The sequence below is a fragment of the Candidatus Methylomirabilis limnetica genome (assembly GCF_003044035.1).
Classification (GTDB): Bacteria; Methylomirabilota; Methylomirabilia; order Methylomirabilales; family Methylomirabilaceae; genus Methylomirabilis; species Methylomirabilis limnetica.
In genome coordinates this window covers 1-22,684 of the sequence record NZ_NVQC01000023.1, presented here as the reverse complement: position 1 = coordinate 22,684, position 22,684 = coordinate 1, and the positions used below count along the sequence as shown (strand labels likewise).

The 22,684-nt window shown below is 57.9% G+C and carries 23 protein-coding genes and 1 pseudogene; 2 read left to right on the top strand and 22 right to left on the bottom strand.

All coding sequences use genetic code 11. The annotated features are described in order from the left end of the window. Nucleotides 1-60: 60 nt before the first annotated feature. The 22 genes from CLG94_RS09280 to trpE all read right to left on the bottom strand — a co-directional run bounded on the left by CLG94_RS09280 (nt 61) and on the right by trpE (nt 21,697). The gene (locus CLG94_RS09280) at nt 61-1,173 is read right to left on the bottom strand and encodes a branched-chain amino acid ABC transporter substrate-binding protein (RefSeq protein WP_107562900.1); all 1,113 of its coding nucleotides are present in this window, start codon (nt 1,171-1,173) and stop codon (nt 61-63) included. Between the two features lie 633 nt (nt 1,174-1,806). Continuing rightward, nucleotides 1,807-2,451: a thiamine phosphate synthase gene (thiE, locus tag CLG94_RS09275; RefSeq protein ID WP_107563100.1), complete on the bottom strand. Its 645-nt coding sequence runs from the start codon at nt 2,449-2,451 to the stop codon at nt 1,807-1,809. 235 nt (nt 2,452-2,686) lie between these two features. Continuing rightward, nucleotides 2,687-3,244, bottom strand: coding sequence for an elongation factor P (gene efp / locus CLG94_RS09270; protein WP_161954131.1), 558 nt, complete (start codon nt 3,242-3,244; stop codon nt 2,687-2,689). A 42-nt stretch (nt 3,245-3,286) separates the two neighbouring features. Continuing rightward, nucleotides 3,287-3,757 (bottom strand): type II 3-dehydroquinate dehydratase, encoded by a 471-nt coding sequence (gene aroQ / locus CLG94_RS09265; protein WP_107562896.1) that lies wholly within the window; start codon nt 3,755-3,757, stop codon nt 3,287-3,289. Nucleotide 3,758: 1 nt separating this feature from the next. After that, complete coding sequence (gene aroB / locus CLG94_RS09260) at nt 3,759-4,853, bottom strand: 3-dehydroquinate synthase (RefSeq protein ID WP_107562894.1); 1,095 nt, start codon at nt 4,851-4,853, stop codon at nt 3,759-3,761. Nucleotides 4,854-4,864: 11 nt separating this feature from the next. Beyond that, on the bottom strand, nt 4,865-5,410 hold the full coding sequence (locus CLG94_RS09255; RefSeq protein ID WP_107562892.1) for a shikimate kinase: 546 nt from the start codon (nt 5,408-5,410) through the stop codon (nt 4,865-4,867). Between the two features lie 313 nt (nt 5,411-5,723). Next, nucleotides 5,724-6,887: a chorismate synthase gene (gene aroC, locus CLG94_RS09250; protein WP_107562890.1), complete on the bottom strand. Its 1,164-nt coding sequence runs from the start codon at nt 6,885-6,887 to the stop codon at nt 5,724-5,726. 4 nt (nt 6,888-6,891) lie between these two features. Continuing rightward, nucleotides 6,892-7,695, bottom strand: a complete 804-nt coding sequence (locus CLG94_RS09245; protein WP_133174690.1) for a hypothetical protein — start codon at nt 7,693-7,695, stop codon at nt 6,892-6,894. A 170-nt stretch (nt 7,696-7,865) separates the two neighbouring features. Further along, nucleotides 7,866-8,699 (bottom strand): hypothetical protein, encoded by an 834-nt coding sequence (locus CLG94_RS09240; RefSeq protein WP_107562886.1) that lies wholly within the window; start codon nt 8,697-8,699, stop codon nt 7,866-7,868. A gap of 4 nt (nt 8,700-8,703) precedes the next feature. Beyond that, nucleotides 8,704-9,321 (bottom strand): hypothetical protein, encoded by a 618-nt coding sequence (locus tag CLG94_RS09235; protein WP_133174689.1) that lies wholly within the window; start codon nt 9,319-9,321, stop codon nt 8,704-8,706. A 169-nt stretch (nt 9,322-9,490) separates the two neighbouring features. Continuing rightward, on the bottom strand, nt 9,491-12,100 hold the full coding sequence (locus CLG94_RS09230; protein ID WP_107562882.1) for a secretin GspD/PilQ domain-containing protein: 2,610 nt from the start codon (nt 12,098-12,100) through the stop codon (nt 9,491-9,493). Next, entirely contained in the window at nt 12,097-12,573 is a 477-nt protein-coding gene (locus CLG94_RS09225) for a hypothetical protein (protein ID WP_107562880.1), read from the bottom strand. The genes CLG94_RS09230 and CLG94_RS09225 overlap by 4 nt, the downstream gene beginning before the upstream one ends. Before the next feature lie 55 nt (nt 12,574-12,628). Further along, nucleotides 12,629-13,273: a type IV pilus inner membrane component PilO gene (locus CLG94_RS09220; RefSeq protein ID WP_107562878.1), complete on the bottom strand. Its 645-nt coding sequence runs from the start codon at nt 13,271-13,273 to the stop codon at nt 12,629-12,631. A gap of 14 nt (nt 13,274-13,287) precedes the next feature. After that, entirely contained in the window at nt 13,288-13,830 is a 543-nt protein-coding gene (locus CLG94_RS09215) for a PilN domain-containing protein (RefSeq protein WP_107562876.1), read from the bottom strand. Further along, nucleotides 13,827-14,885 carry a type IV pilus assembly protein PilM gene (pilM, locus tag CLG94_RS09210; RefSeq protein ID WP_161954117.1) on the bottom strand — a complete coding sequence of 353 codons (1,059 nt, stop codon included), beginning with the start codon at nt 14,883-14,885 and terminating at the stop codon, nt 13,827-13,829. The genes CLG94_RS09215 and pilM overlap by 4 nt, the downstream gene beginning before the upstream one ends. Before the next feature lie 167 nt (nt 14,886-15,052). After that, nucleotides 15,053-15,850 (bottom strand): tryptophan synthase subunit alpha, encoded by a 798-nt coding sequence (trpA, locus tag CLG94_RS09205; protein WP_107562872.1) that lies wholly within the window; start codon nt 15,848-15,850, stop codon nt 15,053-15,055. 66 nt (nt 15,851-15,916) lie between these two features. After that, entirely contained in the window at nt 15,917-17,131 is a 1,215-nt protein-coding gene (gene trpB, locus CLG94_RS09200; RefSeq protein ID WP_107562871.1) for a tryptophan synthase subunit beta, read from the bottom strand. After that, nucleotides 17,121-17,744, bottom strand: coding sequence for a phosphoribosylanthranilate isomerase (locus CLG94_RS09195; RefSeq protein ID WP_107562869.1), 624 nt, complete (start codon nt 17,742-17,744; stop codon nt 17,121-17,123). Before CLG94_RS09195 ends, trpB begins: the two co-directional genes overlap by 11 nt. Then, nucleotides 17,741-18,547 (bottom strand): indole-3-glycerol phosphate synthase TrpC, encoded by an 807-nt coding sequence (trpC, locus tag CLG94_RS09190; protein ID WP_239993193.1) that lies wholly within the window; start codon nt 18,545-18,547, stop codon nt 17,741-17,743. The genes CLG94_RS09195 and trpC overlap by 4 nt, the downstream gene beginning before the upstream one ends. Nucleotides 18,548-18,556: 9 nt before the next feature. Next, a complete protein-coding gene (gene trpD / locus CLG94_RS09185; RefSeq protein WP_107562867.1) occupies nt 18,557-19,591 on the bottom strand; it encodes an anthranilate phosphoribosyltransferase in 1,035 nt (344 codons plus the stop codon). A gap of 27 nt (nt 19,592-19,618) precedes the next feature. Then, nucleotides 19,619-20,185 (bottom strand): anthranilate synthase component II, encoded by a 567-nt coding sequence (locus tag CLG94_RS09180; protein ID WP_107562865.1) that lies wholly within the window; start codon nt 20,183-20,185, stop codon nt 19,619-19,621. Nucleotides 20,186-20,191: 6 nt separating this feature from the next. Then, entirely contained in the window at nt 20,192-21,697 is a 1,506-nt protein-coding gene (trpE, locus tag CLG94_RS09175) for an anthranilate synthase component I (protein WP_107562863.1), read from the bottom strand. A gap of 187 nt (nt 21,698-21,884) precedes the next feature. Here trpE and CLG94_RS09170 point away from each other — a divergent pair, with 187 nt between their 5' ends. Next, nucleotides 21,885-22,307, top strand: a complete 423-nt coding sequence (locus tag CLG94_RS09170) for a DUF6788 family protein (protein WP_107562861.1) — start codon at nt 21,885-21,887, stop codon at nt 22,305-22,307. After that, nucleotides 22,307-22,684, top strand: a pseudogene (locus CLG94_RS09165) (ISKra4-like element ISDesp4 family transposase); the annotation flags it as partial. The gene CLG94_RS09170 and the pseudogene CLG94_RS09165, both read left to right, overlap by 1 nt.

The window sequence follows — 22,684 nt, the reverse complement described above, 5'->3', positions numbered from 1 at the left end:
ACACAAAGGGAGGGAAGAGATTGCTCCCTTCCCTCCACCACGTGACGCGTCACCTCCCACCTACTGGAGTTCCACGAACTTCCCGTCCTTCACCTCCCAGATCACGTAGGGCGACACGAGGACATCGCCCTTCTTGTCGAACTGGATCGGTCCGAGGGCGGTCTTCCACTTGGTCCTCCTGATATGGTCCGCGATCTTGATGCTATCGGTAGACTGGGTCGTGGCGATCGCTTCAAAGAGCAGGGTGGCAGCCACATAGCTATATACGGTGTAGGCTCCAACCTCAGTGCCGAACTTTTCTTTGTGCCGCCTGATGACTTCCTGGGCTTCCTTGATCTTCGTTTGGTCCGGGGTAAAGGTGATGAAGGAGCCCTCCGCCGCCTTGCCGGCAATGTCGATGAACGCTTTTGCCCAGACGCCGTCGCCGCTCATAAAGACCGTCTTCATTCCCAGCTCACGCATCTGCTTCGTAAGCAGAATGGCCTCTGGATAGATGCCGCCATAAAAGAGGACTTCAGGATCGCTCAGCCTCACTGCGGTGAGCACCGGTCGGAAGTCTTTTTCTCCCTGCGTGACGCCCCCGTAGTAGACAGGCTTAATCTTGGCCTTCTCAAGGGCCTTCACGGTTTCATCAGCCAGCCCCTGTCCGTATGTGGTCTTGTCGTGCAGGACCGCGATCCTTCTCTTCTGCAGCTTCCTCACAATGAAGTTGGCCGCCACACCACCCTGCTGGTCGTCTCTGCCGCACACGCGGAAGACGTTCCACAAGCCGCGCTCGGTGAACTGCGGGTTGGTGGAGGCAGGAGTAAGCTGGACAACCTTGCCGTCACGATAGATGGTGGAAGCTGGAATCGAACAACTGCTGTTGAAGTGGCCGATCACCCCGACGACCCCTTCATTCACGAACTTGTTGGCGACTGCGACGGCCTGCCTTGGATCGTGTTGGTCGTCACCCCATACGATCTCGATCTTCCGTCCGAGGAGGCCTCCCTTGGCATTCCACTCCTCTACGGCGATGATGGCGCCGCCCTTCAACTCCTGTCCCAAGGTAGCCTGATCACCCGTCAGCGGACCAGCCACCCCAACTTTTATGGTGCTGGCCGCATGGGCGTTTACGGCTATGAGCAGGATAAGTGCTAGAGCCTTCCAAGGCCACAACCACCGCCGTCCCATCCAGTCCTCCTCAATCGAGCTACCCGTAGCATCATCACACTCAAGCACCCCACATTCCAGCGAACAGCCGTTGCCCCTCCCCCTCACCCCAACCCTCTCCCGCCTGTGGGAGAGGGGGTCTTATACTGAGCCTGTCGAAGGGTAAAGTATTTTGGTTATTCCGGAATTACCGTGGGTGAACCTACCCGCGCACAGACATGTCCCCTGTTCTTCCCCTTTGGCAAAGGGGGATCGAAGGGGGTTTCTCCCTCCGGTCCTGCTCACGACCCTCCGGAGTCTCATGGTGTCCTCCATAAAAACCCCCCTGCCCCCTTTTCCAAAGGGGGAAACGGGTAGTCCCCCTCTTTGGAAAAGGGGGGTTAGAGCCTGCCTCTGCGGCCCTGCCCCGGCATGTATTAAGCCGGGGTATTAAGCCGGGGGGAGATTTTCCACCCGTAACTGAATGGTTACTACAAGCATAACTTTAATGTTTACCATGGGATATTCATGGCCTTTGGCGCCACCCATGCAGCATGAAAATCGCTACCCAGCGCGCCGTTCCCCTCCTTTCTAAGGAGGGGCCATGGGAGGTAGACGGGGAGGGGATTTTCTGAGTAAATAACGCGAAAGCTCTATCAATAACTTTCCGCTGTGTCATCGCCCGCTTTCCGCCTGCTCAATGGCTGTCACGAAAGCCCGGGTGGCTGCTGTGATATCGTCGACGCCGACAATCTCCGAGATCACCGCAACACCAGCGGCTCCGCTCTGAATGACCTCTCCGACGTTGCTCAATCTAATGCCGCCGATGGCCACAATCGGGATATCGATCCTGGCTCGTAGTTGTCGAATAGTATCACAGCCAACCGGTTCGTACCCGGTGGCTTTCGTAGCTGTCGCGAATATCGGCCCGATACCGAGATAATCGGCCCCCTGTTCTGCGGCCCTGAGGGCCTGCTCCAGGGAGTGGGTCGAAACCCCCATAATCTTGCTTGCCCCCAGGAGCGCACGGGCATTCCCGGGCGGCAGGTCATCCTGTCCAAGGTGGACCCCGTCGGCATCGACCGCGAGCGCGAGATCCAGTCTGTCGTTGACAATGAAGCAGACCCTACGCTCCCGACACAGTTTGGCGATCTGGCGTGCCTCCTGCAAAAGCTGACGAGGTCCGGCCGTCTTGTCCCGGAGCTGGATCATCGATGCGCCACCCTCTACGGCTTGCGCCGCAATGTCAACGTGGCTCAACCCGGGTCGCAGCTCACGATCGGTGATGACGCACAAGCGGCATACCTGCCAAGGAATCAAGAAGCCATCTCGGTGTGAGAAACCAGATGTTATTAACTGATTTTGAATCCACTGGGAGCTCATTCCCAGCAGCTTGCCGCAAGTTCGTCATACCGGCGAAAGCCGGTATCCAGAGAGGGCCCGACTGGATTCCCCCGTATCAAGTACGGGGCAGGCTCGTCAAGCACGGAATGACGGGCCAGAACAGAAGACGATACCCCGTAGCTTGCTGCGGGGTAGTTCATTGAGACGGTTATCAGGCTCGCTCCACATAGGCACCGGAACGTGTATCGACGCGGAGGAGGTCGCCGATGTTAATGAACAGCGGCACCTGGATCACGGCGTTGGTCTCGAGTGTCGCCGGCTTGGAGCCGCCGGAGGCAGTGTCACCACGGAAGCCGGGGTCGGTCTCGACCACCCTGAGCTCGACAAAGATGGGAAGCACGACATCGACGGGCTCCCCACGATAGAACAGGACCGAAATGATCATCCCGTCCTTGAGGAAGCCACTAGCCGCTCCTAGCTTTTTCTGGCCAATAGAGAACTGATCGAAGCTCTCCGTATCCATAAAGTGGTAGACATCGCCATCATGGTAGAGGAATTGCACTTTCCGATCCTCCACCTCCGCCTTCTGAAGCTTCTCTTCGGTTCTGAAGGTGCGGTCGCTGATGGCGCCGGTCTTCATATTCTTCAGCTTGGTGCGCATGAAGGCGCCGCCTTTGCCGGGCTTGACCCACTGATAGTCAGTCACGACGTATGGGGTTCCGTCCAGTTCGACCTTGACCCCCGAGCGAAGATCTCCTGCAGCGATCATCATCTCTTTTCTCCATGAGTTAGCGAGACCTGAGCCTTCACCTTACGATCCCTTTTTATCAAGCAGGTAAAGAGCGGCCTCCATCCCGAGCCGATAGCTAAAGGCGCCGAAGCCTGTGATTTGTCCAGCCGCAACGTCGGCAATGAGAGAGCGATGTCGAAACTCTTCGCGTCGGTAGATGTTCGACAGGTGCACTTCGACCGTAGGGATGGCTGCGGCAATGATCGCATCCCGCAGTCCCACGCTCGAATGAGTCAAGGAGGCTGCGTTCACAATCATCGCATCAGCCCATCCGATGGCCTTATGGATAGCATCGATAAGTTCGCCTTCGTGATTTGATTGAACGAAGCGAACCTCGGCTACTTGCGAGGCTGCATAAGACCGGAGTTCATCCTCGATCTCTTTCAGTGTTGTATGACCATACTGGTCCGGTTCACGACGACCCAACAGGTTTAAGTTGGGGCCGTTCAACACAAGGACCCGTCTTCCCGATTCGCGTTTCGCGCCATCCATCTTACAATCTCCACGCTGCACGGATGGCCGCTCGCAGCTCACCAGGATCCGAAATGGCCGCCATTGCAGCATGCCCGATCCCTTTTGTTAAGACAAAATAGATCACCTGATTTCTCACCTTCTTGTCGTAACGCATTGTTTGTACAAGGCTGGCCGTAGTAGCGGATGCCATTATCGGGAGCCCAATCCTCACAAGGAGCGTACGCAGTCTATTCAGATCTTCGCGCTCGCAAAGGCCTCGGTTCACCGAAAGCATTGTCGCCACCACCATACCGATCGCTATTGCCTCACCGTGAAGAAGTCGTTGGTATCCGGCGACAGTCTCAAGAGCGTGGCCCAGCGTATGCCCGAAGTTGAGAATTGCGCGTATCCCCTCCTCTCGTTCATCCTGTTCGACGATATCCGCCTTGATCGCACATGAGCGGGTCACCAGATGCGTCATAGGCTCTTCCTCTGCCCGCAGGATTGAATCCAGGTGTGTTTCAATATACGCGAAGAGTTCTCGATCCGCGATCATACCGTATTTTATCACCTCGGCCAGCCCCGCCCGTATCTGTCGCGACGGCAGCGACTTCAGCGTCTGGACATCGGTCACGACCAATGACGGCTGGTGGAAGACACCGACCAGGTTCTTCCCTGCGGGCAGATTGACGGCGACCTTCCCGCCGACGCTACTGTCCACCTGGGCCAGGAGGGTCGTCGGAACATGAATCAACGGGATGCCTCGAAGAAAGGTTGCCGCCGCAAACCCTGCCAAGTCGCCTATCACCCCACCACCCAAGGCGACTACCGCAGAGCGGCGATCCATCCGGTTGTGCAACAAGGCCCGATACAGACTAGCCGCCTGGCGCAACGATTTTGCCCGCTCCCCCGCTAGAACCTCTGCGATCCCCACCTGGAATCCAGCTCGTCGGAGCGAGGCCGCAGCATTAGCCCCGTAGAGGCGGCCCACGACCGGATTCGTGACGATCATGACTCGCCTGCTTAGGAGTAGCTCACCGCATAGCTCGCCCAGTTGCTTCAGCAGTCCACTGCCGACGGCAATCTGGTAGCTCCTGCTGCCGAGCGTCACGGGAACCCTGGCTGCCATCTTCATCAACCCCCTCCTCACCTCCCCCTTATTAAAGGGGAGGGACTGGGAGAGAGTCCTGCCTGGAGGCGGAGCTGCTGAATAATCCGATCTACGATCTCCTCCACATCGGCCCCGCTCGTCTCAATAGAGAGATCCGCCTGGGCATAGGCAGGGCCTCGCTGTTCCAGCAGCTCCCGAATTCTGGCGAGTCGGTCCGAACTCTGTAAAAGGGGACGGCGGACATCGGTTCCCAGCCGCTGCAGGATGACAGCGGGCTCGGCCACAAGGCAGACGAGGAACGCGCCTGTTCTGAGGTTCCGGACATTCTCGGGATCGAGCACGGCACCGCCGCCTGTGGCAACGACACAGCTCCCGCGATTCGCCATACTCGCAATCAACTCTCGTTCTCTCCGCCTGAAGCCCGACTCTCCCTCCGAGGCAAAGATCTCCGGAATCGCCATGCTCGCCGCCGCTTCTATGGCGTCGTCCAGATCGATAAAGGGCAGCGCAAGCCGTTCGGCCAGATGACGGCCTACAACGGTTTTCCCTGTCCCCATAAACCCGGTAAGTACAATCTTCATGTCAGTGTAACCAACGCTTCTTTACGCATTCCGTTCGCCCTGAGCCAGTCGAAGGGTGAAGCATTTCAATAGGTTCCGTTCATTCCGTTGAGGGTCGATACCCCGCGGCTTGCCGCGAGTTCGTCATACCGGCGGAAGCCGGTATCCAGCGGGCCCGACTGGATTCCCCCGTATCAAGTACGGGGCAGGCTCGTCAAGCACGGAATGACGGGCCAGAACAGAAGACGACACCCCGTAGCTTGCTGCGGGGTAGCTCATGGGTTCGACCAGCTCACCACGAACGGATTGTACAAGGCATTTCTGAGACGCTACACTAACGTTCGCGAACCGACGTGAGATATCCCTGATAATTGCGTGTCATCTCCTCCAGGCTGTCGCCGCCGAACTTTTCCGTAAATGCCCGGGCAATCTCATACGCCACCACGGCCTCCCCAATCACCCCGGCGGCGGGGACAGCGCAGATATCGGATCGCTCGATACTCGCTTTAAATGGCTCTTTCGTACAGAGATCTACTGAGGCCATCGGGGCGTACTGCGTGGCAATCGGCTTCATTGCGCCACGCACAAGAATCGGCTCGCCGTTCGACATCCCCCCCTCAAGCCCACCGGCCCGGTTGGTCCTCCGCATGAAGCGACCATCCTCGTAGAAGATCTCATCATGGGCCTCGGACCCGAAGCACCGGGCGCCCTCAAAGCCCATACCGATCTCCACGCCTTTGATTGCCTGGATGCTCATGACAGCCTGGGCAAGCCGACCGTCGAGTTTACAGTCCCAGTGGACATAACTGCCGAGCCCTACCGGCGGATTGAGCGCCACCACCTCGAACACGCCTCCCAGGCTCGTGCCCTTGCTCCTGGCCTCGTCGATCTTCCGCATCATCGCCTCACCCGCCTGCTGATCCGCGCATCGTACTGGCGAGACCTCGGCGCGCTCTCGGATCTCCGCAAACGAGAGGCCATCCGTCTTGGCCACGACGGTACCGATCCCAACGACATGACTGAACACCTCAACACCAAACTGCAGCAGCAAGCGTTTGCAGACGGCCCCGACTGCCACACGGGCGGTCGTCTCCCTGGCGCTGGCGCGCTCCAGCACATTGCGGATATCCTGCTGCCCGTACTTGAGAGCTCCAGCCAAATCCGCGTGTCCTGGTCTTGGACGAGTGACTGGCCCTTTTGGATCAGCTTCCCTCCCCGTAGGCGTTGGGTCCATCGTGAGCTTCCAGTTTTCCCAATCGCGGTTCGCAATCAGGATCGCGATCGGTCCACCCATAGTCAAACCGTGGCGAACACCGCCCACGATGTTGGCCTCATCCTTCTCGATTCGCATCCTGCCCCCGCGTCCGTATCCCTGCTGTCTTCTCGCGAGGTCTAGGGTGATCTCCTCGACGGCAAGCGGAAGATTGGCTGGGATACCCTCCAGGATTGCGGTCAGCATCGGACCGTGGGATTCGCCCGCCGTCAGATAGCGTAACATGCCATCACTCTGTCACCGATTCCTTTGCCGGTTCCTTTAGTAGTTTGACAGGCTCGATCCTGGAGCGCTGAAGCAGATACTCGATGCAGTTCTGCGCAAAACGATTCCGGTCATTCCAGTCCCCGGTGAGTGTCATGTCCATCGCAATCGCCAGGATGGTTCCAGAACCGATGCTGCGCTCAGCAATAAGCGGCATTGGACGACGCCCGCCCCCTTGAATCTCTCCGCCACCGGGGTTTCCCCCGCCAGCAAAGGCGGCCTTGGAGCCTTTGCGGTACTGAGCAATCTCCACCGCACCGCTGCCTGGGTCGAGTTCGTTAAAGAAGGCCATTGTCAGGATTACTACTCCTCTCAGGATCGGATGGTCGGGCTGCAGGATAAGCGTCGGACCGAACGGGTGAGGCAGCCAGTCATCCCGCGACGGCTTCAGCGGCAAAAGGTCCCCTAACGCTGTGCCGGCATACCCTCCACTCCCGTAAGACTGTTTGCCACCGCTCACCAGCAACGAACCCCCGCGCGCCAGATAGTCTGCAAGTCCGTCGCGCACCGCCTCCGGTAGGCTATCGTAGTTCACGTTCGAGAGGACAACCACCGAGAAAGCGGCTAGAAGGGAATCCCCGAGTTCGCGCCTGACTACCGCGCCAGTCCTCGACTCCACCTCCGACCAGGTAACGTAAGAGTCATCACCGAGCGAGAGGATCGTCGGCCCACCGTCGGCCAAGAGGTTGGGCGGTGGGCCGAGGGCCCAAGCCAGCATGGCCCAAGTCACCACAGTGAGAATCCTGGCGGTCAAAGACACAGGCATCATTAGTCCATCCACACTTCTCACCTTGATCTGTATTTTACCCCAACTACCGAGTGGAAAAAAGGGGAAACCTTGGCGCCAAGCGGCTTGAAAGAAGGGCAAGGAGCGATCGCTTACAGAAAGGGCTCTCTGGTGGCTCGTACTACCTGGGGGACTGCATGGTGGACGCTTTCTCAGTTGGACCCTTTTGTTCCTGTCTGTAGCTTTCGATAGCAAAGCTTAACGGGGGCTTCTGGGTCCTTGAAGTACAGCTTCAGCCACTCCAGTTTATCGATGTCTTTAGCTTTCAACTGCTCATCAAATGAAGTGGACTCATAAGGATCAAGGACATTCGAATCTTTAACCGGGAACTTTCCCTTACGTCGCCCTTTCACTCGGATTTCAACCTCAATCTGTGGAGCCCACGGTTCCTTCGAAAGATTTGTGATGACACCTAGGAGATGGTCTCCGACCAACTCGGTTTCACTAACGCCAAATTCCACCTTTTGCCCGGGACAAAGCCCCTCAGATCGGCTCTTTGCCAAACGTTCAGGGGCAATCTCGATGACGCCTCGCCGATCGACCTTGATCAGCTCGTCTCGCTTCATCCCATAGACCTCCGCACCATTTTCTTCTGGAACCCCCTTGGAGTTCACAAAGCTATCGCCCCGGTTGGTGATCAGGTAGTCTTCCAGGGGCATGGTGGTACCAGACAGCTTGATCGGCAGGAGGCTTTTTGTTCCGAAGATGGCATAGGCATCATCGGCGCTCACCTCTCCGAAGTTCCCATTGATCGTACTCCAAAAGATTTGCCCCTCTGGCTTCCCCTTCGTGCAGTCTTCCGTGAGGATTGACCGCTCGTCACCTTCAGGAGTTTTCCCAACCTCCTTGCGAACCCGAAAGGTGCAATCATCAGCCACGATGAAATGCCCTCCCTTAAGATAGATGAGGTATTCAGCATCCGAGGCGGAGAACGACCCAAGGACGAGCGCGATAGCCAGTATTGTTGTGTGACGCTTCTTTATCATTGCGCTAGCGGCTCTCGCAGCTTATTGACTCAGTCAGTTCCCCGACATTGAGTCGGCTCCTAACCTCAGCAATGAGGCGAAGGATGGGGAGTCTCTCCGCCCCTGACACAAGCGGCTTCAGATCACAGAGTACACTGAGCTTGTACTGCAGGCACGGTTCGTCGGCAGCATGACAGTCATGGAACTCCGCATACCTTGCAAGCAGATCTACTCGCCGCGCAGTAAGGAGCGCTGCGAGATTATTCCGCTCAGCTACAAGACACTGACGGTACTTATCCTGGTCTAATCGGATCTCCTTTTCAAGTGCTCCAATGGTCGTCTGTAGCGCTTTGATGCGCCCTGAGAGCTCATCGCTAAGAGACGCATGCTCCTCGGCGCTTGGGCGATCGACCCCAGCTATCGGCGTCTCCTCGCCGGAACGGTCAAGGTGGCGAAGCACCAACCCTGACTCAACCAGACGATTCTGCTGCTCTTTGAGGTCGTACTGTTTTTCCGCGAACTGTGGAGAAACCTCGGTAGGAGCCTTGAGCTGTAATCTGCCAAGTTCCCGTTCAGCCTTGTTGAAGACATCCTGAAGTCTGATGAGGTCATCGGGGGTTCCGAGAGCGATATGCGCTGACATCTGCTCTCGTATCGCTGCGCAAGGGTCGGCAGGATCTGCCTGCTCGGCGTGGGGCGGCGCTGAGGACCAGAGGAGCATCCCTAATACTACCGTGAAAACGAGAGATGATTTCCTGCGCCTGTGCTGAAGCAACCTCATTTTTACCACCCCGCCAGAAGCTCGCGCAGTCCTAGAGCCGTGACTCGTAGAGGATAGAGGGCGTAAGGAAAATCAGAAGCTCCACGCGCTCATCGGGACCGAGCGACTGCCGCTTGAAGAGCCAGCCCAAACCCGGGATGTTGCCAAAAAACGGCACTCGATCTGTACCGATCGACTCGTTTGACTGAAGGAGACCACCGATCACCACGGTGGAACCGTTCTGAATCAGGATGTTGGTCGTGGCCTTGCGAGTGTTGATGGGGAAAACAAATCCAAAGGGGCCGCTAATGACGTCTCCCGCGAAGGAACGCTCCGCCTCAACCTTCATCGAGACCCGCCCGTCCGGTGTAATGTGCGGCTTCACTTTCAGTTTAATGAAGGCCTCCTGGAACATGACAACCGTTCTGCCGGAGCTGTCGATCGTGGTATAGGGGACCTGCGTCCCTTGTTTGATCTCGGCCTCCTCGTTGTCCTGGGTCGCCACTCTCGGCGACGACAGGGTCCTAATCTTTCCTTCACGCTCCGCAGCAGAAAGCTGTACCCCCACAAGGAATCGATTTGCGAGGCTCCCGATTGTCGCCCCGAGAACGAACGGGTTGGCGCCTGCGGCGACCGCTGGAAGATTCAGCGCGAGCGGCACCGGCCCTAAGAAAGGGACACCGCCTCCAGTACTGGACGGTAGTGTACCAGGGGTCGGCGTGAGCGTGGGGAATTTAACCAAACCAGGAGTACCGCTTCCGCCGAAGGTCGTCACCCCCGTTTTACTCCCTGGTGTTGTGGGAATCCCCGCCCCACCCCATTGAATCCCGACGCTCTGCGAGAAGCTGCGAGAGGCCTCGACGATGCGCGCCTCGATCAGGACCTGGGGCGTCGGAATGTCGACCTGCTTCAAAAACGTCTCTATCCTCTCGACGCTCTCGGGGAGGTCCTTCACGATGATTCGGCTCGAGCGCTCATCGACGATCACGCTGCCTTGCGTCGTCTTCAGCGCAGTCAGGTGTGTTTTCAGGTCGGCCGCCTTCGCGTAATTAAACGGCAGCAGCTTGGTCACAAAGGGATCTTTCGGCGGCATATCCAGTTCTTTGGCGAGGGCGGCCATCTTCAGGCAGCGAGATTCCACATCAATCACAATCAGGGTGTTGGTCGTCTCCTCCAGTTCAATGCTTCCCCGCACCGTCTTGTGCTTTTCTAGAAGTTTTTTCACGTCCGGGGCTTTCGTATGCGCCAAACGAATCACCTTCGTACATGGAGGCTCATTAGCCCAAAGCCGGTCTTCTTCTTCAGCCTTTCTCTTTGCATCCTCAACCTTCCGCTTCTCTTCCTCCATTCGCAAGTCTTTGAGCTCCGTCGCCTCCTTTATGCGCAAGTCTTTGAGCTCCGTCGCCTCCTTAATTCGCATCGCCTCCTCGATACCCTTTACCCGATCATCCTTGCTCTTTCGGATATCAGTCGTTGGGCCGACATAGAGCACATTGCCGTCCTGCTCATAGCTGAGATCCAGGCTGCGGAGGATGACATCGAGCGCCTGACGCCACTCGACATTATCAAGCCGAACGGTCACTTGTCGTTTTTCCTTCGGGAGCTTATGGGCAAGTACTATATTCAATCCGCTAGCCTCACGGATTACCGTCCGCAGGATCTCATCGAGATCAGCATCCTTGAAAACCAACGACAACCGCTTGTTGGCGGCAGCGACTTTTGGCGTTGCAGGTACCGGCGCAATCGGTTGTGTGGCGGCCGCCGAAGGCAACGGGGGCGCCTCCTGTCCTGCTCCTCCGCTCGCCTTACGGCTGGGCCGTTTAGCCGCTGCCAGGGCAGTGGGGTTTTTCGGGAGTGGCGGTGGCGTTTCCCCTTTCGCGGCAGGAGGTGATGCGGCTGGAGGCTGCGCGGCCTGCACCGACCCTGTTTCCGCTCCTTCGACGGGACTCGCCACAGGCTTTTTCGCCGATCCTTCTGTGGGCGCGGAAGGATGGGGCTTTTCCGATGGCGGGACCGATTGGTCAGTGTCGGCTGCTAGCTTCGCCACCATCGTGGACACCGTCGGCTTCACGCCACGAGCCACCTCATCCACTGGTTCGACTGGGCTCACCATAGGCTCGGCGACCCGTTCCAGTTCCGTAGGCTCTTGCGCCACTGGGGCTAACTCAGAGACCTCAGCGCTGATCAGAAGCAGCAAGCTGTTGCCGATCAACTCCACGCGATACGGCAGCATCTGTTTGAGGTCTAACACCAGGCGGAGGCCTGGGATGGGACCTTGCGGGATCTGCATCGTCTGGATCCGTAAGATGGGAGAGTCGGCCGGCAGGTTGACGGGCCGGCTGATCGCGTTTATGGCGTGTGGCAGATCGACGACGAGGCGGGGCGGGTCGTGCTCCGCGAACGATGCATAATCGACCAGCGTCCCATCCGCCGTGATAATGATGGACGCCTCGCCTGGCCCCTGTACCCGGACCTGCACGCCGGTCACATCGACGGCTTGCGCCGCAGAAGAGGCGGTCAGCGAGGATGGATCACCTGAGGGCTGCTGCAGCGCCCTGTCCGTCGGAACCTCTGTGGTAGCACATGCTGTAGAAATCACCAGGAGGATTACGCCAGCAAGCGAGCGCTTTCGTGCTGCGTTATTGTCTCTGATCATCTTCATTGCGATTTCATTGATTCTACTGGCATATGTTTCTCTACGTATCCGGTAAGCAACTTCCCCTCCGAATTCTTCGTTTGCACCTCAAATTTTACACTATCCTTGGTGATCTTGACGACTTTTGCCGAATCAACGATGTCGTTTTCCCGGATGACGTACCCCATGCCTGGTGAGGAGTCCGACTCCACCAATGCGTAGTAGGAGCGGACTTCCCGGATAATACCAGTCAGCTTGAGATGCACTGTCGGGAGCATTTCTGACGTCATGACCCGAGGCAGCCGAAACGGATCGCGGCGCCCCCGGGACTGATACGTAGCAGGTCTATCCTGAGTTCCATCGAAGGGACCATCCTTCACCTCTTGAGTTGGGGAGGCGACGCGGGGCACAGGCTGGGGCAGGCTCTGGGCAGGGAAAGGCGTGGGCAGCGTCGTATCCCTGCCGCAGGCCGTGGCAGTCACAAGGATGAAGATTACCATGCTGCCAACAGACGTTCCTCGATTAGAGCGCTCTAGGACAGGCTTGCACGGGAGCCTATTTTGCCGCACTTGCAGCCTCACCACTCTTCGCTCCCGCTTTGCCTGAGTCTGCCCCGAGCGCCGTCGCTTGGTAGGTGTAGGTCACCACACCAAACTCAGCCTGGATGCTGTCCCCAGCCCTCTGGCCTTTCACTGCCGGGCGGATGGTCAGGTCGGCCACGTTCACAATTCGTTCCAATCGACCAAGCCGCTCAAAGAGTAGCCCAAGGTCATGGTATGTCCCCGCTACCTTGAGTTGCACTGGAATCTCAGCATAGAACTCCTTCATCACCGTGGCGCCGGGCTTGAACAAGGTGACGTCCAGATCCGCCTCCTGGCCTAGACTGGCAACCCGTTTTAGCAACGACGGGATCTCCTTTTCGGCCGGAAGCCTCTGGATCTCACGCTGGAGGCGCGCCTCCAGCAACTTGACATCTTGTTCCAGATGCGGTCTTTGGCTCGCGATCTGCCTGCTCTGCTCCGCCTTTGATCTCAACTGCAGTAGTTCAGCTTGAACCTCGCTCCGTGTAGTCCACTCCGACCTGAGGAAGAACTGCCAGTAGCCCATGGCCACTAGAATGGCGAATATGATGCCGAGAGCAACCCTTTGCTTTGGCGGGATGTTTGCAGTGTAGGCCGACAGATCAATAGAAGGCAACATCCCCCTCCTCCCGCCTACCCCGACAGGGTCGCAAGGATCTCGAACCGTTCGACCGGCCGGCCTTCGTACAGCGCAAGCTCTGAAAAGTTTAGCTCAACGCTGCTCACGATCGACTGGAGTCGCTGAAGCGCCAGCATCAATTCCGCAACAGCAAAGTGTGAGGAGGCATATCCTTGAATGACGAGCCTCCCGGAGACTTTACTGATTCCGGTGATCCAGCCGCCATCAGGCAATGCTTGACTGATACCATCAAGCAGACGGACCGGGCTATTTTGATCGAAGGCCAAGCGCTGAACGAGTGTCAGCCGGTCCTGAAGCTGTTTCTTGTCGCGAGTGTACTGCTCGACCAACAGGACGATCTTTTTGTTTGTGTCGATCTCACTCTGCGTCGCGACGATATTGGCTCGCAGTTGTTGCACGTCCCGCTTCACGTAATACCAGTACCCCAACATCCCTCCGGCAACAAGGACCGCCACGGCAATGATCGCTGCCTGAGTGGCCTTGACATGAACCTTTCTTTGTCGCTCCTCACGCGGGAGAAGGTTGATCCTGATCATCCCGCATCATCCTCCGGCTCCCGAAGGGCCAATCCCACGGCAACTGTCATCTGAGGAGCGACAGAGGCCAGGTACTGAGCATCGAACTTCTTCGGGTCCACAGTAATGTACTGAAAAGGATTGGTAACCTCAACAGGAAGCTCAAGCACACTTGAAAGGGATGCCGCCATGTCCGGCAACAGCGCGCATCCGCCGCTTAACACCACCCGGTGTATAGTATCCCGTTGGCTCGTCGAGTAATAAAAATCGAAGGATCGTCGTATCTCCCCAGCTAATTCGTTATTGGCCATCTCGATTACAGGCTTTGCTTCCGCAACGCTATGCCCCGCAACGGGCTCTCCCCTCTTTAGCGACTCGGCCTGTTCAAAACTTAAGCCCGCGCTCTTCTGTATCGACTCGGTGTGTCGGTTGCCCCCCAGCGGGCTATCCCTGGTAAATTCCGAAATCCCGCCGTCAAGAATATTAATATTGGTAACGGCCGCTCCGATGTTCACGAGGGCCACCACCTCGCCCGGCTGGACCTTCTTGGATATCGTAAAGGCATTCTCGATGGCGAAGGCGTCCACATCAACGACTGCGGCGCTCAGCCCGGCCGCAGTAATGACAGCCAGATAAGCATTGAGTGTGTCCTTTTTCACTGCGACCAGCAGTACATCCATCTCCTGCTCGTCAGGACCGGCCTCTCCAAGGATCTGGAAGTCAAGGTTAACATCCTCGATCGAGTAGGGAATGTGCTGCTCAGCCGCCCATATGATCCCTTCGCGGAGTTCCGCCTTCTTCATCTTGGGAACTTTAATCTTTTTGCTAATCACCGAGTTGCCCGAAACAGAAAAAGCCACGTCCTTGATGGCGATGCCGTGCTCTTTGAAGAGTTGCCGGATGGCGGTGCTGATCGTGGCGGCGTCCGTAATGATTCCATCCACGATCGTCTCGGGATGGATGCGGGCGATGCCAATTTCAGCTAATTGATAGGCGCTTCGTGATCGTTGAAGATGCACGGCCTTGACAGAGCTGGTTCCAATATCCAGCCCTACCAGCTCCTTTTGACGCGTCATCCATGAAAGCATTGTCATTCTCTACTTTTGACCACGATCCGTTATCGAAAGGCAGTATTGTATCACCTTCATATGACATTACATGGGGCTTGTCAAGCGAAAGTCCGAAGCCAAGCGTAACACTCAAGATCAGCGGCAGATACCCGCGGGCGCAAGCTTGTGGGTACCTACTCGATTGTCGAGGCCTTTAGTGACGCAACGAAATCGCCCGCGCGTTTCAACTGATCTGGCTGCCCGGCTGTTTGTTCCAGTAGCGAAACGATGGCGCTTCCTACGATCACCCCATCCGCCACCCTCGACACCATCCGCACCTGCTCCGGCGTTGAGATGCCAAACCCCACCGCGAGCGGCAGGTCGGTCTCCGCTCTGATCAACCGAAGGCTGGCATCAAGATCGTCGCTGAGCCCGGAACGAACCCCCGTCACACCCCGCAAGGAGACATAGTAGATGAAGCCTTTCGATGCAGCCGCGATCGTCCGCACGCGCTGTTGCGGGCTGGTCGGGGCGATCAGGAATACCGTATGAAGGTTGTGAGCGGCTGTCGCCTCAACCAGCTCGGCCGCCTCTTCGGGTGGAAGATCCGGTACGATCAGCCCATCGACGCCGGCCGCTGCAGCCTCCTTGGCGAATCGAGCATAACCAAAGTGAAAGATCGGGTTCACGTAGCTCATCAGGAGTAGCGGCAGCCGGCAGTCAGCACGAAGCCCCCCTACCATCTCGATGATTCGCGGGAGCGTCGTACCGGCCAACAATGAGCGTTGCGATGCACGCTGGATGGTGACGCCGTCGGCCAAAGGGTCAGAGAAAGGAACGCCGATCTCTATAAGATCCGCCCCTCGCCTCTCGAACTCCAGGATGAGTGAACGGGTGGTAGCAAGATCGGGATCGCCGGCAGTCAGGTACGGCATCAGGGCCCGCTCTCCGGCCTGCTTGAGACGATGGAAGCGCTCGTCAATTCGGTTCATGTTTGCACCTCGCACTCAGGGCAGCCACAAGGGACTGCCCCTACCCAGCACACCCTTTCCCTGCCCCTACCCCTCGCACCCTAACAGCTTGGCGACAACCTCCACGTCTTTGTCACCTCGGCCCGAGAGGTTGATTACGACAATCTGATCCTTGGCCAGTGTCGGGGCCAGCTTCTTGATGTGGGCGATGGCGTGAGCGCTCTCCAGGGCCGGGATGAGGCCCTCGAGTTCGCTTAGGAGCTGAAAGGCCTCCAGCGCCTCCGCATCGGTGGCCGAGACAAAGTCGATCCGCCCGAGGTCTCGGAGGTAACTGTGCTCCGGACCGACGCTTGGATAATCGAGTCCGGCAGAGACCGAATGGGTCTCCTGAATCTGACCATCGCCATCCTGCAGGATGAAGCTCATCGTCCCGTGCAGGACGCCCAACTCGCCGGTCGCGAATCTGGCCGCATGGCGACCGGTCTCGATGCCCAGACCGCCCGCCTCCACCCCGATCATCCGAACAGCGGGCTCGTCAAGAAAGTCATGGAACAGGCCGATCGAGTTGCTACCTCCGCCGACGCAGGCCACCAGGTAGTCCGGCAGTCGCCCCTCTAACTCCATGATCTGCGCCCTGGCCTCCCTACCGATGACCGATTGAAAGTCTCGAACCATCATCGGGTACGGATGGGCTCCCAGGACCGAGCCCAGGATATAGTGTGTCGTCTCGACGTTCGTGACCCAGTCACGCATCGCCTCGTTGATCGCATCCTTCAGGGTCCTGCTCCCTGATTCGACCGGAGTAACCTTTGCGCCAAGCAGGCGCATACGGACGACGTTCAAGGCCTGCCGCCGCATATCCTCGGTGCCCATGAAGACTTCACAGGCAAGACCAAACCGCGCGGCTACCGTGGCCGTAGCCACCCCATGCTGTCCGGCCCCCGTCTCAGCGATGACCCGAGACTTTCCCATGCGACGAGTGAGGAGGATCTGGCCCATCGTATTATTGATCTTGTGCGCACCCGTATGGCAAAGATCCTCGCGCTTGAGATAGATCCGAGGCCCTCCCAAATATTCCGTCAGCCGGCGCGCGAAATAGAGGGGCGTCGGGCGTCCCACATAATGCCGGAGATAGCCTTGCAGCTCGGACTGAAAACCGGGGTCGGCCTTGGCCTCGAGATAGACCTTCTCCAGCTCCGTGAGCGCTGCCATCAACGTCTCCGGAACAAACTTCCCTCCGTATCTGCCGAAGTGTCCGCTGGCATCGGGAAGCGGGCCCTGATGTCGCGCCTCAGCGTGCATCGGCTTTTCTTGCTCGCTCAATGAACTCCCTCACCTTCTGATGATCTTTCCGGCCTGGGGAGGCTTCGACACCGCTACAGACATCGACAGCATACGGCCTGACCTGGGTCACCGCGATAGCGACATTGTCCGGGGTCAGCCCACCGGACAGGATCACCCTGACTTGGCGCGCAGCCTTGGCCGCGATCTCCCAAGGAAAGGTCCTGCCGGTCCCGCCCGGTCGATCAGCAACGTAGGTATCCAGCAGGAACGCCCTCGCCTGCGGATAGGTGCGTAACGCCTCCAGGTCGTACTCGCCTTGGACCCGGATCACCTTCACGAAAGGGACACGAAGGCGACCGCAGTCTGCCGGGCTCTCGGCCCCATGCAATTGCGCGAGGCTGAGACCGGACGCGATCATGATCCGATCTATCTCCTCGGGCATCCGGTCGATAAACACCCCCACGGTGGCCACAAATGGCGGCATCTGGGCGACGATGACGGCGGCCGCCTCGGGCTCGATATGCCGAGGGGTCCCTTTCACAAAGATGAATCCAAGAGCATCGGCCCCTGCCTCCACGGCGGCCCAGGCATCTTCGCGCGACGTAATCCCGCATACCTTGACCCGTATCATCCGTTGGCATCCAGCAACAACTCGCGAAGCCTGCCGCCAGGATCCGGACTCGAGAGCAAAGCTTCGCCTACCAGGATCGCATCCACGGAAGCTTCGGTCAGACGCCGTACATCTTCGGGGCGGCTGATGCCGCTTTCACTCACGACCACCGCCTTCGGGGGAAGGTATGGCAAGAGCGCAAACGTGGTGTCTACACTGGTCTCCAGGGTTGCAAGATTCCGATTATTGATCCCGATAAGCGTGGCCCCCGCCTTCTTGGCGGTCTCAAGTTCTGCGAGGGTGTGGACCTCAACCAGCGGGTGCAGTGAAAGCGATGTGGCCAGCGAATAGAAGTCCACCAGTTGCGAAGCATCAAGGGCCGCCACGATAAGTAGAATCGCGTCTGCCCGATGCGCGCGACTCTCGTAAATCTGGTAGGGGCTCACGATGAACTCCTTCCTGAGTACCGGCAGATCGATCGCCCCCCTGGCTGTCGCGATATCCTTCAGGCTCCCTTTGAAGAACCGGCCATCTGTGAGAACTGAGATCGCACTTGCGCCCGCCTCCCGGTAGGACACCGCAAGCTCAGCCACGTCAAGCGACTCGCGGATCAGTCCCGCGGAAGGTGAGGCGCGTTTAATCTCGGCGATCGCCTTCAGGGGCTCACGCGTCGCCGACTCCATTCGTCTTCTTGTCACGGCCGCCGTGAAATCGCGCGGTGGCGGTGAGTCGAACGCTTGCGCCATCAGCTCCGCAAGCGGGATCACCGCCTCCCGTTCGGCCACCTCTTGACGCTTGTGCTCAAGAATACGACGCAGCATCATCGCTTCGGCTCACTGCCAGCAGTGTCGCCGGCTGAACTCTACCAGGCGATAGAGCTTCTCCGCGGCGGCACCGCTATCGATTGAGTGAGCAGCCAGTGTGGCCCCATCCTGGAAGTCATCAGCCTTACCGCCAGCAACGATAGCGAGGGCGGCGTTCATCACCACAACGTCGCGTTTCGGCCCCTCCTCCCCATCCAGGATCCGTTTGATGATCTCTGCATTCTCCGCGGCACTGCCGCCCCGCAGGTCGCTAAGCGTTGCCCGCTTGATACCGAAATCCTCCGGCGCGACCATGTACGTGTGAACATGCCCATCCTTGACCTCGGAGACCCTACTCTCTCCCGTGGGTGAGAGCTCATCAAGCCCGTCAAGGCCACACACGACAAACGCCCGCTTCGACCCAAGAGCATTCAGCACGCTGGCTAAGAGTTCGGTAAGACGTTCCTCATACACGCCCACTACCTGAGCCGATGCACCGGCAGGATTGGTCAGGGGACCAAGAATATTGAACACCGTTCGGATCCGTATATCCCTGCGAGCCGTCATCACGTACCGCATGGCTATGTGCAAAAGCGGCGCGTACAGGAATCCGATCCCGACTTCGTCGATGCAGTCCCCCACCTGCTGCGGCGTGAGCGCGAGGTCTACGCCCAGCGCCTCCATGACATCAGCGCTTCCGCACAGACTCGACACCGAGCGGTTGCCATGCTTGGCCACCTGGATACCTGCTCCGGCCACCACGAAGGCCGCCGCCGTTGAGATGTTAAAGGTGTGGCTGACATCGCCCCCGGTACCACAGGTATCGACTAAGAGGGGCACGTTGCAACGTGCCCCTACCACCACCGGAAACACGTGCGCCCGCATCGCCCTGGCAAAACTGGTTACCTCAACCACCGTCTCGCCCTTACATCGAAGCGCCGTGAGGAAGGCTGCGATCTGCGGGTCAGACGCCTTTCCTGACATCATCTCTTCCATGGTCATGAAGGCCTCTTCAGGGCTGAGGTCTCTTCGCTCTACCACCTTCTGTAACGCTTCAAGGATCATTAGCTATACCTGTATTATTGCTGTCATTCAGGAGAGTGAGAGGAAGTTTCTGAGCAGGGCCATACCTTCCTTCGTCAGGATCGATTCGGGGTGGAACTGAATCCCTTCGATCTGATGCTCCTTGTGGCGAACTCCCATAATCTCTCCTTCGGCGGTCTCGGCGGAAATCTCCAGACAATCCGGTAAACCCTCCCTATTCACAAGGAGCGAATGGTAGCGCGTTGCCTCAAAGGGGTTCGGGAGTCCGGAGAAGATAGTCCGACCGTCATGGTGAATCGGAGAGGTCTTGCCGTGCATCAAGCGAGACGCCCTCACGATCTGGCCGCCAAACGCGGCACCAATGCACTGATGACCGAGGCAGACACCAAGGATCGGGATCTGTCCGGCAAACTGTAGGATCAGATCACAACTGATGCCGGCTTCTTTCGGCGTCTTCGGTCCCGGAGAGATCACAATCCGATCCGGATGAAGCGAAGCAACCTCCTCCAGGGTGATCTGATCGTTCCGGAAGACGCGAGGACGTTCGCCGAGCTCGCCCAGATACTGGACCAGATTATAGGTGAAGGAATCGTAGTTATCGATGACGACCAGCATCTGCGTTTACCCCGCACATCCGATCCAGAGATCGCCTGATTCAGCCATCTCGATCGCCTTGAGCATCCCCTTGGCCTTATTCATCGTCTCCTCGTATTCCCGCTCCGGGTCGGAGTCGGCGACGATCCCGGCGCCTACCTGGACATGTGCGGTCCCGTCGGTGATGACAACGGTGCGGATAGTAATACAGGTATCCATGTTGCCGGAGAAGCCAAAATACCCGACCGCGCCCGCATACGGCCCTCGGCGCACCGGCTCCAGCTCCTCGATAATCTCCATGGCTCGTATCTTGGGAGCGCCGGTCACCGTTCCAGCGGGAAAACAGGCACGCAGCAGATCGAAGGCATCACACCCCTCAGCGAGCATTCCTTTGACGTTGGAGACGATATGCATCACGTGCGAATACCGCTCCACCGTCATCAGCTCCGAGACGGTGACCGACCCTACCTCGGCCACCCGCCCGACATCGTTTCGTCCGAGGTCTACCAGCATGATGTGCTCTGCCCGTTCTTTGGGATCGGCGAGCAGTTCCTGCTCCAGGGCCAGGTCTTCTGCATCGCTCTGCCCCCTGGGGCGGGTGCCGGCGATCGGACGGAGATCGATCCTCCCCTCCTCCAATCGGACGAGTACCTCAGGTGAACTACCGACCACCTGGAAATCGCCCAAACGCAGGTAGTACATATACGGTGACGGGTTAATGATTCGGAGGGCCCGGTAGACATCGAAAGGATCGGCCGAGGTTTTGGTCGATAGACGCTGGGAGATCACCGCCTGGACAACATCCCCAGCCCGCACATACTCCTTGGCGCGCTGTACGGCCTGGATGAACTCTGCACGGCTCATGGTGGAGCCAAGTTGCAGCTCTCCCGCGCCTCGGCCCTCCGTGTGGCGCACATCAAGTGGACGCCGCAGCGCCTCGACAACCGCATCGATCTTCCTGGCGGCATCGTCGTACGCCTCCCGGAGCCGCCGCGGATTCGCCTCGGGAACAAGGACATTGGAAACCACCTTGATCCGGTGAGAGACATTGTCGAAGATCAGCAGGGTATCGGGCAGGAGGAAGAGGGCGTCGGGTAGGTCGAGATCGTCTTTGGTCATCGCCGGAAGCCGTTCGAACTGTCGAACGACATCGTAGGCCAAAAACCCCACCATCCCCCCATAGAACCTGGGAAGACCATCCGTACGCACCGGCCGATACCGCGCGAGGATCGCCTTCAGTGGCTCCAGCACGTCTTTCTCGATGGCGTGAGATTCAATTCCGGCTTCGGTAATCACCTCAACCGTCGATCCCTTCGCTTTAAAGATAAGGCCGGGGCTACTGCTCAGAAAGCTATAGCGGCCCCACTTTTCTCCCCCCTCAACGCTCTCCAGCAGGAAGGCATACTCGCCGCGATCGATCTTCCGAAAGGCCGAGACCGGAGTATCCATGTCAGCGAGGATCTCGCGATAGACGGGAATCAGGTTCCCATCCTCGGCCTTTCGCGAAAAATCATCGAACGATGGGTGCAACATCTCCGCCTCGTTTGGGCAACAGGATGCGAGACTGAAAAAACAGGGTCTTACCCTACCACAAGGGAGAAAAAACGGTCAAGGACAAACCCGGAACTGGGTGTAAGACAAATTTATGGGTAATATTGACTTTTCCCTTTTTTTGGCCTATCATCTGATTGTTAATTGAGCAATCAGATAAGGAGGCCTTATGACAACACCACTTGAACAACTGGAAGAGCGCCGCGATAATATCTACCTGCAGATGTCGGCTGTCGGCGACTTTCGTCCAGGGATGATTTCGGTCAACTTTCGCAGGTGTGGGAAAAAGAACTGCGCCTGCTTCCAACCGGATCACCCGGGACACGGGCCCCAGTATCTTTGGAATACGACCCAAAAGGGGGTGAGTCGGGCTCAAAACCTTCGGATGGGGCCGGAACTGGAGAAGACCGAAAAGGAGATTGCAAACTATAGAAAGTTTGCTCGACTGTACCAAGAGGCCATTGAAGTAAACGAGAAGATTTGTCTTCTCAGGCCGGTTTCTGAGATAGACGATGAACATGAGCTGCAGGAGCTTAAAAAAAAATTGAAGAGGAGGTTCTCCAGGAAGCCCGTAAAGAAATCAATTTCTTGATGACACGTGTTTTTCAGGACAAGGAGAAGCGAGGAGGTCTGGATCTGGAAGCCACTGAGCTCTCTATACGCCATGCCATGCATCAGGTGGGAGGCGTGTTTCTGGAACAGCTCATCAATGCTGATTCAGGAGATCATCGGGGGGCCCGGATTCTCTGTGGCTCAGGGCACGAGGCGGAGTTCACGGATTATCGGATAAAGAAGGTCACAACGGTCCTCTCGGAGATTGAGATCAAGCGGGCCTATTATCATTGTTCTGACTGTCAAAAAGGTCTGATTCCAAAAGACAAGGATCTGGATATTGAGAACACGTCGTTTTCTCCAGGGGTTCGCCGCATGATGGCGCGTGTGGGGGCCAAGGAGTCATTTGAGGAAGGG

Coding starts and splice junctions, on each gene's coding strand:
- CLG94_RS09195 (WP_107562869.1), bottom strand. CDS start 17,744: ATGATACGGGTCAAGGTATGCGGGATTACGTCGCGCGAAGATGCCTGG.
- pilM (WP_161954117.1), bottom strand. CDS start 14,885: ATGACGCGTCAAAAGGAGCTGGTAGGGCTGGATATTGGAACCAGCTCT.
- trpD (WP_107562867.1), bottom strand. CDS start 19,591: ATGATCCTTGAAGCGTTACAGAAGGTGGTAGAGCGAAGAGACCTCAGC.
- trpC (WP_239993193.1), bottom strand. CDS start 18,547: ATGATGCTGCGTCGTATTCTTGAGCACAAGCGTCAAGAGGTGGCCGAA.
- CLG94_RS09280 (WP_107562900.1), bottom strand. CDS start 1,173: ATGGGACGGCGGTGGTTGTGGCCTTGGAAGGCTCTAGCACTTATCCTG.
- CLG94_RS09230 (WP_107562882.1), bottom strand. CDS start 12,100: ATGAAGATGATCAGAGACAATAACGCAGCACGAAAGCGCTCGCTTGCT.
- efp (WP_161954131.1), bottom strand. CDS start 3,244: ATGATCGCTGCAGGAGATCTTCGCTCGGGGGTCAAGGTCGAACTGGAC.
- CLG94_RS09215 (WP_107562876.1), bottom strand. CDS start 13,830: ATGATCAGGATCAACCTTCTCCCGCGTGAGGAGCGACAAAGAAAGGTT.
- CLG94_RS09235 (WP_133174689.1), bottom strand. CDS start 9,321: ATGTCAGCGCATATCGCTCTCGGAACCCCCGATGACCTCATCAGACTT.
- trpA (WP_107562872.1), bottom strand. CDS start 15,850: ATGAACCGAATTGACGAGCGCTTCCATCGTCTCAAGCAGGCCGGAGAG.
- aroB (WP_107562894.1), bottom strand. CDS start 4,853: ATGAAGATGGCAGCCAGGGTTCCCGTGACGCTCGGCAGCAGGAGCTAC.
- CLG94_RS09220 (WP_107562878.1), bottom strand. CDS start 13,273: ATGTTGCCTTCTATTGATCTGTCGGCCTACACTGCAAACATCCCGCCA.
- aroQ (WP_107562896.1), bottom strand. CDS start 3,757: ATGGATGGCGCGAAACGCGAATCGGGAAGACGGGTCCTTGTGTTGAAC.
- aroC (WP_107562890.1), bottom strand. CDS start 6,887: ATGTTACGCTATCTGACGGCGGGCGAATCCCACGGTCCGATGCTGACC.
- CLG94_RS09245 (WP_133174690.1), bottom strand. CDS start 7,695: ATGATGCCTGTGTCTTTGACCGCCAGGATTCTCACTGTGGTGACTTGG.
- trpE (WP_107562863.1), bottom strand. CDS start 21,697: ATGTTGCACCCATCGTTCGATGATTTTTCGCGAAAGGCCGAGGATGGG.
- CLG94_RS09240 (WP_107562886.1), bottom strand. CDS start 8,699: ATGATAAAGAAGCGTCACACAACAATACTGGCTATCGCGCTCGTCCTT.
- CLG94_RS09255 (WP_107562892.1), bottom strand. CDS start 5,410: ATGAAGATTGTACTTACCGGGTTTATGGGGACAGGGAAAACCGTTGTA.
- CLG94_RS09225 (WP_107562880.1), bottom strand. CDS start 12,573: ATGGTAATCTTCATCCTTGTGACTGCCACGGCCTGCGGCAGGGATACG.
- CLG94_RS09170 (WP_107562861.1), top strand. CDS start 21,885: ATGACAACACCACTTGAACAACTGGAAGAGCGCCGCGATAATATCTAC.
- CLG94_RS09180 (WP_107562865.1), bottom strand. CDS start 20,185: ATGCTGGTCGTCATCGATAACTACGATTCCTTCACCTATAATCTGGTC.
- trpB (WP_107562871.1), bottom strand. CDS start 17,131: ATGCACGCTGAGGCGCGACATCAGGGCCCGCTTCCCGATGCCAGCGGA.